General features: G+C 46.8%; 6 protein-coding genes and 1 riboswitch. Of the genes, 3 read left to right on the top strand and 3 right to left on the bottom strand.

Going from position 1 to position 12636, the window contains the following annotated elements:
- Positions 1 to 229: 229 nt before the first annotated feature.
- A complete protein-coding gene (locus ACX93W_RS23005) occupies positions 230 to 2254 on the bottom strand; it encodes a right-handed parallel beta-helix repeat-containing protein (protein ID WP_459394718.1) in 2025 nt (674 codons plus the stop codon).
- Positions 2255 to 2480: 226 nt separating this feature from the next.
- Complete coding sequence (locus ACX93W_RS23000; protein ID WP_459394723.1) at positions 2481 to 2924, bottom strand: HEAT repeat domain-containing protein; 444 nt, start codon at positions 2922 to 2924, stop codon at positions 2481 to 2483.
- Positions 2925 to 3426: 502 nt separating this feature from the next.
- Here ACX93W_RS23000 and ACX93W_RS22995 point away from each other — a divergent pair.
- A complete protein-coding gene (locus ACX93W_RS22995; protein ID WP_459394717.1) occupies positions 3427 to 9081 on the top strand; it encodes a fibronectin type III domain-containing protein in 5655 nt (1884 codons plus the stop codon).
- A gap of 302 nt (positions 9082 to 9383) precedes the next feature.
- Positions 9384 to 9914: a phosphotransferase gene (locus tag ACX93W_RS22990; protein WP_459394716.1), complete on the top strand. Its 531-nt coding sequence runs from the start codon at positions 9384 to 9386 to the stop codon at positions 9912 to 9914.
- A gap of 57 nt (positions 9915 to 9971) precedes the next feature.
- Here ACX93W_RS22990 and ACX93W_RS22985 read toward each other — a convergent pair whose 3' ends face one another.
- On the bottom strand, positions 9972 to 10814 hold the full coding sequence (locus tag ACX93W_RS22985) for a bifunctional 5,10-methylenetetrahydrofolate dehydrogenase/5,10-methenyltetrahydrofolate cyclohydrolase (protein WP_459394715.1): 843 nt from the start codon (positions 10812 to 10814) through the stop codon (positions 9972 to 9974).
- Positions 10815 to 10868: 54 nt separating this feature from the next.
- A riboswitch (ZMP/ZTP riboswitch) is annotated at positions 10869 to 10948 on the bottom strand.
- A gap of 234 nt (positions 10949 to 11182) precedes the next feature.
- Between ACX93W_RS22985 and ACX93W_RS22980 the strand changes: the two genes are divergently transcribed.
- A complete protein-coding gene (locus tag ACX93W_RS22980; RefSeq protein ID WP_459394714.1) occupies positions 11183 to 12580 on the top strand; it encodes a hypothetical protein in 1398 nt (465 codons plus the stop codon).
- Positions 12581 to 12636: the final 56 nt, after the last annotated feature.

Genomic DNA, 12636 nt, shown 5'->3' with positions numbered 1-12636 from the left:
TATCAAATCGATTATCTTCAGATACATCATGGTCTACTACAACAGGCAGCGAATCTATACCTCTAATCCAGGGGGCTGGCCCCCAGCTATTTATCGCGAAAGAGTGCTATCACAAGCAGCCTAATAACGGGATTTCAGCATGAGTGTGTTTTCAAACTGCACTTTTATTGACAACTCCAATGTTCGGGAGGGATGAGAGACACTCGCTAGCACAACGGTTCGCCATAAACTAAATTTCAAAATCAATGATACCATTTTCGGTTAATTCAAATGGACCAGGTGTGACATTTGCATCGGGTCTCTTTTTGTCGAAAAAGTCAGAGTCAAATCGATAGGGGGTGCCGTCTGGTTCCTCATACTTCATATCGGCGTGATAAGTCTTTCCAAGCAGGTCAGTGGTGACCAGCATCGCAGAGGCACCCCGAAGCCATTCTGGTTCAGTAACCTCAATGCGAACCCTGCCTTGCGCAGGATCGATCTCAACGTTTATGCCCTTCTGAGGATGAATCCTCGCATTGGCTTCATGACTGCCTGGAACCGCATGGTTAAGATATAAATTGCCGCCCATAGCCACCGGAAGAACTGCATTTCCTATAAAGATATCCTTTGCGGCATCGCCGAGCTGGATAAGCTCCTCTTTGGTGTATTCCCACCATTTCTTATCTTTTATATCAGGATGTTTATCGTAGCCGCCTAGTCCCACAGGATGCAGATAACAAATGGAATTGTCCGGAACACCATCCATGACCGTTTTCCCGTCCTCTCCAACTGCATCCCTTGGTTTCAGTGGAAGATGCTCAAAAAAGGTGATTGGAACAGGTTCCTTATTAGGGTCATTATCACCCAAAAAGATATTGTTGTAATATCTGTCATCGCCTCCAGTGATATTGGAGTATCCTGCCATTGCCGTCTCATGAGGGAAGTGATACGGCGTTATACGGGTAATCTCGGAACGAACGACAAATCTGCCTGCAAACAAATTATGAGCAAATGCCCCGCCTTGCGCCATATTCCTGAAGTTCATGGGAGAGAGGAACAGATTATGATCGACCATATACGGACCATGGCAAACCTCAACGAAGAGGTCTTCAGAAAGGTTGTTAAAAAATACATTGCGGCTGATGCGGGTGCCTTGAGCCTGCCAGTCAAGCCAAAGGGCACGATAACAGCTATAGATTATATTTTCACAAATTTGAGTATCCAGGGAAGCATGCAGTTTAATTCCCGCTACTTCGGCACCGTGTCTGAGCCGTTTGTGGTGTATATTGTAAATACGGTTCTGGTAAATGCGGCTGAAGGCTGCTCCCATATGACCCACAATACCTGCCTGTTCACAATCATGAATCACATTATTCCGAACGATGTGACTGCCGACGCTATCCTTATGCCAGCCCGAGCGTAATGCTCGTAAAATAACCTCCTGCTCACGTTGAGTCCCGCCTTTACTATGCTTCTCCCAAGATTTGGAGTGACCTGTACCGATTTCGGTACCCAGGCTGATACCAACGCATTTGGATTCACTGATAATATTGTTTTCAATAATCCAACCCTTGCTCCAGTGAGGTCCGATCAAACCCTCCTGGTAGTCAGTAGGCGGCGCCCATTGAGGAGAGGCTTGACGAAGTGTGAAACCGCTTACGGTTATGTAGTTAAGTCCTGGTTTCTCAGGCCAGAAGCAATAAGGACGAACATTAATTTCTACATTTTCCTTGCGAGGATCTTTTTCGCCAAAATTGGCCCAGATTTTTGTTGTCGTAGGCCTAACTTCGGCATACCATTTTAACAGAGAATCCTTGGGATATTTGGCTTCGGGCCAAACCTCGGGCTTGTGAACGCTTTCAACGCTAGCGGCTTCATACAATGATTTGCCATCCAAATATACATCGCCGAGATGAACCGGGAAGGGGCCGTCAAACAACCAGTCTCCGCTCAACTCCACTTCAAAGGGATTGCGAACGGAAAACATGGAATTGAGCACTTCTGTGCTCCAAACATTATTCCCTTCAGATTTCCAGTTTGTAATTTTTTCAGCTCCCGTAATGACAACTTCCCCGTCTCCTGCGGATCGATAAATGATTCTATGCTCTCCTGTTCCTCCATAAGCCGGGTTAACCCATTCCCTGTATACCCCGGCATGAACAATAACCATATCACCAGCCATGGCATAAGCCGCAGCGCGTGATATTGTACGAAGGGGTTGATCGGCTGTTCCTCTTTGCCCATCATTCCCATGTATGGATACATGATATTCCATAGACAACTCTCCTCCTTCCCGCCCTAAAAAAGTCATAAGAATTCCTTGCAAGCTGAAGGCAGGATAATTTTATGTATTAAATTATTATACTGGAAAATAAATATAATGGGACAGGTCAGAAGATAGGTGTTCCCGAGAGGCTGGCCTTAATGAGAAATAAAGAAGCCACTCCGTTTTTCCGGAGTGGCTTTGTACTGGAAGACTACATTGTAGCTTGAAACGGCGGCTATTTTCTACCTAGTGTCTCCCAAATTCCATGGAGCCAGGAGTCGAACTCAGCATCTTTATCACCCTCGTAAGTATCGTAAATATCTGAACGTGTCTTTTGCAGTTTTTCCTTAAATTGCTCAAATGTGTGACCTTCAGGAAGGCTTTTTTTAATCCTCAGCAAAATTTTGTTAAGACCTTTAAACAGCTCGCCTTTGTTTTTGGCAGGCATTTGTACAGCTTCGCCCAACTGCTTGAGCTTGCGATATGCGGCTTCGCGCACTTGAAACACTTGATCACTTGCCAAAACATAATGCAGCAGCTGTATGGTAGGGGCTGTATCCCAGTTTCCCAATTCGTTCACCGCATTCAGTCTTTCTCTCCAGCTTGCTTTCCGATTAGCCGCTCGTTTGAGCTCTTCAAAGTTTTCTGGCAGTTCGTTAACTGCTCCAAGATCGTGGATGTTCGTCAAAGTTTAATCTCCTTAATCATCGCCATCTCGGCAAAATGATGAATGTTAATCTGGTAAACACCATTATAGCACGAACCTGGCTAAACTACTTCATTTAAGCCGATTGTTCAGCGCGGGGAAATCGAGGAATGGACGGGACAAACACCGCCTGATAACCTAAATGATACGGGAACCGCAACACAAATAGTGGTAGAGCAGAGAATGAATTGAAGGTAGAGACAGCGATACTGAATCTGCAGATAGAAGCCTAAGTGTGTTAGCGCTTTAGCATGTTGAAAATCGGGGGAAATTTTTAGTTTAGATTCTTAAAATTCATGCTATAATTTCGAGGATAATACAGATGTAATTCTCTTGCAGAATCTAAGCTTCATTACAAAGGAGAAGGAAAACAACTATGAAGAAGGCCACAGCGGAAAGAATCAGGGTACAAAAAAATTTTTTCCATGCAGCAAAACAAGCGAAGAACTATCTTAATAAGGCTTTCTCTTCATTCATGGCAATCATTCTTGTCCTCGTTAGTTTTCATTCTGTTCCTGCATCAGCCTCAGGAGGAATTACAGGCAATACTTATCCTGACTTCAATGGCATTCCATCGGCGGTGGCCAAAGCGCCAAACGGAGATATGTATATCGCATATCCTGAAATGGGAGCTGTTCAAGGTGGGCAGGGTATTCAAGATTTTAAAATCTATAAATGGAGTTCGGCAAGCAATTCTTTTTCAGAGGAAACGAGTATCAATACAGAGGTAGGACTGGACCAGCTTAATGATTATTACAGGGAAATAAAAATGGCGGTCGATTCAACCGGAACGATACACGTTGCTTTCCTAAAAACTGGTTCTATAAATGACGGAAATTGGTATTCCTACTCCAAAGGCGTATATTATGGTACATATGATACGAATAGTGGTTTGTGGTCAAGCGGATTTACCGGAATCGAGACACAGATTCTTCCTACACAAGCTTCAACGGTAGTCCATGACTACTATACATCGCTGCAAATTCAAGTTAATTCTTCGGATGCGGCTACTATTGCCTATGTCAAATATAACAACGGACCTTCAAAAGATTATCACGTGAAAATTCAAACCGGTTCGAATTCCAACACGACATGGTCCGAAGCAATACTGAATATGGCGAATAGTGGAGGTATTAATAGCCTTTTAAGTGATGAAAACGGAAATTTCAGACTTGTTTATTCAATTGATTCGGCGGCTGGAGCTAGCATATATACATCCAGCACTCCCTATTCAACAACCACAGAAGTGGTAAATGGAGATAGTGACTATTATTCTTATTATGGGTCCGCGATAGATGCGTTGGATCACATTCATATTCTTTATGGCGACTCTTGGAATGGTGGAATTGAAATCACATCCAATACGGGGAGTAACGGTTCCTGGGAAACGACAATGATCGATAACGTTGACTATGGCGCAACTGCGATGCTTGTCACGCAGCCTATGGGACCTTTTGCTATTGATGCGAACGATAATATGTTTATACTTGCAGCTTCATTTGATGAAGAATACAATATTACTTCATTTTACTATTACGGAAAATTCGCAGGAAGTAACACATGGGTTAAGGGTTTATTGGATATACCCGAATTAAACAACCTGATCGGCAAAGCATTGGACGGACTCTATCCGTTCGTTCCGTCAACTGGAAATCTGATGCTGCAGTATTTTGACGGATCCAATAGTGAGGCGGGTTATGTTTTTGGCAAACAAACCGACTTCTTCGCTTCTTCCGGCTTGAGCGGCGACGCAAGTTTGACCAGTCTATTGGGTCAGACCTTAACGACAGGTGCGGAAGCAGGGACAAGTTCAGCGCCGAAGACGGCAAGCATCAACGTAGTAAATGGAGTATCGACTGTATCGTTTGGGGATATTGTCAAGCACGACGCAGACGCAGCGGTGACTTTCTACGGAACGGACAGTACCTTCGTAACGCCTGCCGTTGGCAGTGTAAACCTTGCGTCGGGTTCAGTAACAGAGGTATACATTAAAGTCGTTGCGGCAGACAACACGACCTTGTTCTACAAGATCGGCATCAACAGGATGGCACCGATCAGCGACTTTGTCAGCTCGACGAAGACGAGCACAACAGCAACATTTAGCTGGACAGCGGCAAGCGGAGCAACCGGAATTATCATTCAGCAATCCCCAGCAGGAGCGAACACGTGGACGACGGCGTCCACGAGCGCAGCCATTGCGACGAATGGAACAAGCGCAACGGTAACGGGGTTAACTTCAGCGACAGCGTATGACTTCCGTCTTGTTGTAACGGGAGGAGCGAATGCAGGCACATCTAACGTTGTCTCCAACGTGACGACCGATAGCGTGGCACTTTCCGACTTCGCTGGGACAGCGAAGACGAGCACAACAGCAACATTTAGCTGGTCAGCGGCAAGCGGAGCAACCGGGCTCATCATTCAAAAATCTCCGGCGGGAATGAATACATGGACGACGGCTTCCACGAGCGCAACGATTGCCACGAATGCAACGAGCGCAACGATAACGGGGCTGAACCCGGCAACATCGTATGACTTCCGCCTCGTTGTAACAGGAGGAACAAATGCAGGCACATCTAACGTTGTCTTTAACGTGACGACCGATAGCGTGGCACTTTCCGACTTCGCTGGGACAGCGAAGACGAGCACAACAGCAACATTTAGCTGGACAGCGGTAAGCGGAGCAACGGGGATCATCATTCAAAAATCTCCGGCGGGAACGAATACGTGGACGACGGCTTCTACGAGCGCAACGATTGCCACGAATGCAACGAGCGCAACGATAACGGGGCTGAACCCGGCAACATCGTATGACTTCCGCCTTGTTGTGACAGGAGGAACAAATGCAGGCACATCTAACGTTGTTTCTAACGTGACGACGGATAGTGTAGAGCTCTCTGACTTCGCTGAAACAGCAAAGACGAGCACAACAGCAACATTTAGCTGGACAGCGGCAAGCGGAGCAACCGGGCTAATCATTCAAAAATCTCCGGCGGGAGCGAACACGTGGACGACGGCTTCCACGAGCGCAACGATTGCCACGAATGCAACAAGCGCGACTGTAACGAGTCTAACTCCGGCAATGTCGTATGACTTCCGCCTTGTTGTAACGGGAGGAACAAATGCAGGCACATCTAACGTTGTTTCTAACGTGACGACGGATAGTGTAGCACTTTCCGACTTCGCTGGGACTGCGAAGACGAGCACAACAGCAACATTTAGCTGGACAGCGGTAAGCGGAGCAACCGGGCTCATCATTCAAAAATCTCCGGCGGGAACGAATACGTGGACGACGGCTTCCACGAGCGCAGCCATTGCGACGAATGCAACAAGCGCAACGGTAACGGGGTTAACTTCAGCGACAGCGTATGACTTCCGTCTTGTTGTAACGGGAGGAACAAATGCAGGCACATCTAACGTTGTTTCTAACGTGACGACCGATAGCGTGGCACTCTCTGACTTCGCTGAGACAGCGAAGACGAGCACAACAGCAACATTTAGCTGGACAGCGGCAAGCGGAGCAACCGGGCTAATCATTCAAAAATCTCCGGCGGGAGCGAACACGTGGACGACGGCTTCCACGAGCGCAACGATTGCCACGAATGCAACAAGCGCGACTGTAACGAGTCTAACTCCGGCAATGTCGTATGACTTCCGCCTTGTTGTAACGGGAGGAACAAATGCAGGCACATCTAACGTTGTTTCTAACGTGACGACGGATAGTGTAGCACTTTCCGACTTCGCTGAGACAGCGAAGACGAGCACAACAGCAACATTTAGCTGGACAGCGGTAAGCGGAGCAACCGGGCTCATCATTCAAAAATCTCCGGCGGGAACGAATACATGGACGACGGCGTCCACGAGCGCAGCCATTGCGACGAATGCAACAAGCGCAACGGTAACGGGGTTAACTTCAGCGACAGCGTATGACTTCCGTCTTGTTGTAACGGGAGGAACAAATGCAGGCACATCTAACGTTGTTTCTAACGTGACGACGGATAGTGTAGCACTTTCCGACTTCGCTGGGACTGCGAAGACGAGCACAACAGCAACATTTAGCTGGTCAGCGGCAAGTGGAGCAACCGGGCTCATCATTCAAAAATCTCCGGCGGGAACGAATACGTGGACGACGGCTTCCACGAGCGCAACGATTGCCACGAATGCAACGAGCGCAACGATAACGGGGCTGAACCCGGCAACATCGTATGACTTCCGCCTTGTTGTGACAGGAGGAACAAATGCAGGCACATCCAACGCTGTCTCCAATGTGACGACCGATAGCGTGGCACTCTCTGACTTCGCTGAGACAGCGAAGACGAGCACAACAGCAACGTTTAGCTGGACAGCGGCAAGTGGAGCAACGGGGATCATCATTCAAAAATCTCCGGCGGGAACGAATACGTGGACGATGGCTTCCACGAGCGCAACGATTGCCACGAATGCAACAAGCGCGACTGTAACGGGGTTAACTTCAGCGACAGCGTATGACTTCCGTCTTGTTGTAACGGGAGGAACAAATGCAGGCACATCTAACGTTGTTTCTAACGTGACGACGAATAGCGTAGCGCTTTCCGACTTCGTGAAGACAGCGGCTACAAGCACAACAGCAACGTTTAGCTGGACAGCGGCAAGCGGAGCAACCGGGGTTATTATTCAGCAATCGCCAGCGGGAACGAACACATGGACGACGGCGTCCACGAGCGCAGCTATTGCGACGAATGCAACAAGCGCAACGGTGACGGACTTAATCCCTGCAACGGCGTATGACTTCCGCCTTGTTGTAACGGGAGGAACAAATGCAGGCACTTCCAACATTGTCTCCAACGTGATGACTAATACGGTATCCAGCGGATCGGGAGTTTTTGTTCCGCCGAGCGGGAATACCGGAGTGGACATTCTTGTTAACGGGAAAGTGGAGAGCGCGGGAACGGCTACGACATCAGAACGTAACAATCAAACCGTCATTACGATATCCGTCGACCGGGACAAGCTGGACAAAAAGCTCGAATCGGAGGGTTTTGGCGCGGTAGTAACCCTGCCGGTTAATAGCAAATCGGATGTTGTCATCGGTGAATTGAACGGCCAGATGATTAAAAATCTGGAAAATTATCGGGCAACGCTGGAGATTAAAACGGACCGGGCGACATATACGTTGCCAGCTCATCAAATAAGTATCGATGCTATATCCGCCCGAATAGGCAAAGAGTTGAACCTGCAAGACATCAAAATTCGCATCGAAATTGCCGCGCCGATTACGGATATGATGGAAGTGGTAGACCACGCGGCAGGGAAAAACGCGTTCACTCTCGTCGCTCCACCGGTGGACTTTAAGATTAGCGCAACGTATGGAAGCACAACCATTGAAGTGTCGAAATTCAAAGCATACGTTGAAAGAAGCGTTGCCCTTCCGAAGGGTATTGATCCGAACAAGATAACAACGGGCGTTGTGGTGGAGCCGGATGGAGCAGTAAGGCATGTACCGACGAAAATCGTTGTCGAGGAAGGCACGCATTACGCCCAGATTAACAGCTTGACGAATAGCACTTACTCGGTTGTCTGGCATCCGCTGGAATTCAGCGATGTTGCGAAACACTGGGCGAAACAAGCCGTGAACGATATGGGTTCCCGAATGATTGTCAGCGGTATCGGTAATGAAGAGTTCGGTCCTGACAGGGATATTACGCGCGCCGAATTTGCAGCCATCGTCGTTCGGGGACTGGGACTTAAACTCGAGAACGAGGCTACGCCGTTCTCTGATGTTAAGACTTCGGATTGGTATAGCGGCATGATCAATACAGCATACGAATATCAACTGATTGATGGCTACTCAGACGGAACCTTCCGTCCGCTGGAGAAGATCACTCGCGAGCAGGCGATGGTGATCCTCTCCAAGGCGATGACCCTGACCGGGTTAAAGGAAAAGCTATCCGTACAATCGACTGATGACACGTTGCGTTTATTCCAGGATGGGGCAAGTGTCTCTCATTGGGCACAAAGCAGCGTTGCGGAAAGCGTGCAAGCAGGTATCGTATCCGGCAGAAGTACTACAACGCTTGCCCCGAAGGCTTATATAACAAGAGCTGAAGTGGCTACGATTATTCAGAAGCTTCTGCAAAAATCTGAATTGATCTAACGGAAGCTTCAGAACAAACATAAACAGGTCAATTCGTCAATGCAGCTTAAACAAGTGTAAAACAACAAAAAGATGATTTCTGTATCGTGCAGAAATCATCTTTTTTGTATGATGTGCGGCAAGGATTGCATCTCACGCAGAGCTACTAATGGAAGCGACGATGCTGCCTTCCCGTCAACGCCGGGAGCAGCACCGTGCCGTGAGATAAAGCTGTTTTTAAAAATTTGACATAGATAATCCGATTACGGTAAAACAGGATTAAAGTAAATGATCAATCACCGCAATGAGGAGGCACAGGCATAGTGTCTCAGGAAGAAGTGTCAGGCAACGATTATCCCGAACTAGCATCTTACATGTGGTCGGATGAAACTCTTGTGGGCGTAGCGCGTCTTTTACGGCGATTTCATGATGCGACTGAAGGTTCTCCTCTCCTAACGAAGGGCAGTTGGCAGCTTAGTTATGCCGATGATCGTCAGCACCAAGTGATATGCCATAATGACGCTGCGCTGTACAATGTGGTTTTTCAAAATGGAAATCCTGTAGCGCTAATTGATTTTGACATGGCTGGACCTGGCCCGCGTATGTGGGACATTGCGTATTCTCTTTATACGTCGGTTCAGCTTGCAAGCTTTTCACCCCACCATGCTTCGGAAACAACAGTAGAGTATGAAGCTGATTTGCACGCTGCAGAGCGCCGTCGACGAATTCATTTGTTTTTTGAATCGTATGGAATTCCCGTTCCTAACGAACTGCGTCAGTGGATCATTGAACGGTTGACTACAATGTGTGATACGTTGAGAAATGGGTTTAAGGCAGAGAAAACGAGCCTATAGAGTTTCTTCTAAGGCTCGTTTTCCAGGACATGGATTTTGTGCAATTTGCTCAAGACATTATGCTAATTTATCAGCAGCATCAACGGTATGCTTCAGCAAGGTTGCAATCGTTACTGGTCCAACTCCCGCCGGAACTGGAGTAATGGCAGCGGCATTCAAGATGCAGGCATCATAATCAACATCTCCGATGTTCCCTTCGTTATAACCTGCATCTATTACAACAGCACCCGATTTTATCCAATCTCCTTGAACGAATTTTGGCTTGCCCACTGCAGCAACTACAATATCGCCTAGTGAAACAATATCGGCTAAATTAGCAGTTTTGGAGTGACAGGTGGTGACAGTTGCATTCTTGTTCAAAAGCATAGCAGAAACAGGTTTACCGAGGATGGGGCTTCTTCCAATTACAACAGCATGTTTACCTTGGAGTGGAATATTGTAATACTCCAGGATAGCAACTATTGCTGCTGGTGTACAAGACGGGAAATCAGCAAACCCGAACGCATTTTGAGCAAATCCAAGAGTTGTAACGCCATCGACATCCTTTTCAATACAAATAGCTTCAAATGCAGCCCGCTCATCAATGTGTTCAGGAACAGGGTGCTGTAACAATATTCCATGAATTTTTGAGTCGTCATTAAGTTTGTTAATAGCTGCAATTAGCTCATCTGTTGTGGTGCTGGAAGGAAGGTCAACCCGCAAGGATTGAATGCCAAGCCGTTTACATGCATTCCCTTTCATTCGCACATAAGTAGCTGATGCGGGATTATCCCCAACCAGAATAGTTGCAAGACATGGAACAATGCCTCGCCCTGACAGCCGATCGATCCGTTCTACGAGTTTCTCTTTCATGTTTTTAGCAACTGCATTGCCGTCAAGAATCATTTTTTCGTTAATCATCTTACCATCCCTTTACTGTTGTATAAAACATAAAAAGGCAAGGGATTGCTCCCTTACCTCTGCCCAGGCGTACGGCCAAGATATCCATGTGCTCCCTCATGGTTCCCCATGTTCCGCCAGTCACACACAGTTTGAATTTATATTTATGATACAAAATAGCCAGTAGGAAATCAATTGGTACATCTGAAAAATACTAATATGTTGATAGGCACTAAGTCCGATTCACATGCCGTTACAAACAGCACAGAAAACCGGGACACAGGTAGGGGGTAAATGATGGAAATTAAAGTTATGATAGCTTTATAGACGAAAAAGCAGGTCCAATAGAGTTCAGTGGGTTTAATTCAATATGAATTGAAGGGAAGACTATGATGAATAAACGTTTTGAATTTTTCCCCTTAAGCCAGCTTGCGGACAAGTTTCCGGAAGGATCTTGGTGGGCAAAGTTTTACGGTGACTTCAGCGACGATCAGCTCGTTGCTTATTATGGTGGAGATTTGACGCTGCCTTCTCTCAATCTGGACTGGGAAGAGCCTTTTCCAGAGCAAAAAGAGGTCATCCTCATTTTTATAGACGGAAACTTTACGGTTGGCCATCTCTACAATAAGGAAACAGACGCTGCCATAGGGCTTATGGTAATCGGCAATTTGAGCGCAAAAAATATAACGGCAGGCGGTCAGGAGATTTATGTGTCGGGTAATCTGGCGGTTGAAGAACTATTTTGCGGAAGCTACAACCATGGAGAAACGATTGTTAAAGGACATCTTAACGTAGCGGTTTTGGTTCAGGATGACGAATACAGGATCAACGTAGACGGGCAGAAGTCTATCCCTTGTATCGTAAGTGCCTGGGACGGAGACGGCGTTTTTCAAGAGCTTCCGGTGAGCATTCATGAGGTGTTGATCGACGAGGTTTTTGATATGGATGAGGATGATACGGGCTTTTCCTTCTGGTCTTTGGTAAATGTGATTGCAGAGGGGCGTTCTCCATTAAAAAGTCCAAATGAATCCTTTGCCCTTAAACAACCTGCTTCAATTTATTTTACCCATAACGCGATCAATGAGGAAAATATATTGAAGTTGACTCAGTGTATTTTGATGCCGAAAAATAAACCATCGTTTGATTTTCAGGAGCAAGACGCGTTTTTCAAAGTTCAAACGGAGCATATTGACGCAGACGGGGAGCAGCGGGATCTCAGCGTCTATATGAATGACAACCGGAATCACTATTATATTTGGGTGGAGCCGGATCATTCCGTCGGTTTGTTGACAAGAACGATAGAGGAAGGATCGGAGTGGGAGGATATTACGGAAGAGTCTCCTCCAGAACAGCTGGCCGAGCTTGGCGGTTGCTGGACGATGCTGCTGACCTGCGTCAATATGGCCGAGCTTTATTTGCGAAACGTGGAGGTCCAGTCTGTGCAGTCCATTTTGCAGCATCCTGCCATTCAGGAATTCCTTTATGAAGAAGAAGAGGATGAAGGATTGTGGGACGGCTCAAAATATTACACCTTCCGTAAAGCCTATGTGGATGAGGATGGAGATTACCAGTCTGCCAGGATTGAAATCAAAACTCCGGACGAAGCGTATTATTTTTATGTATTGGATAACGAAGACTACGTTTCCCGGTATTATCAGCCGCCAGATGAATGTGACTTACAGGATATGTCCTTTTTGGACCTTAGACGCTGGGAGGCGTCGGAGCGATATTTTACAAGATTTAAAGACTTTATTGCCGATAAGCTGGAAGAAAGTGCGGAGAGCTAGATTTGCTCATTTAATCAATCTGACGATCCCCGGGCAGTAAAGTTCAATATAGCTAT

Source organism: Paenibacillus sp. CAU 1782 (assembly GCF_054551715.1).
This window is presented reverse-complemented; position numbering and strand designations above follow the sequence as displayed.

Excerpts from the sequence above, each read along its gene's own strand:
- ACX93W_RS22985 (WP_459394715.1), bottom strand. The coding sequence starts at position 10,814 with ATGATTAACGAAAAAATGATTCTTGACGGCAATGCAGTTGCTAAAAAC.
- ACX93W_RS22995 (WP_459394717.1), top strand. The coding sequence starts at position 3,427 with ATGGCAATCATTCTTGTCCTCGTTAGTTTTCATTCTGTTCCTGCATCA.
- ACX93W_RS23005 (WP_459394718.1), bottom strand. The coding sequence starts at position 2,254 with ATGGAATATCATGTATCCATACATGGGAATGATGGGCAAAGAGGAACA.
- ACX93W_RS22980 (WP_459394714.1), top strand. The coding sequence starts at position 11,183 with ATGATGAATAAACGTTTTGAATTTTTCCCCTTAAGCCAGCTTGCGGAC.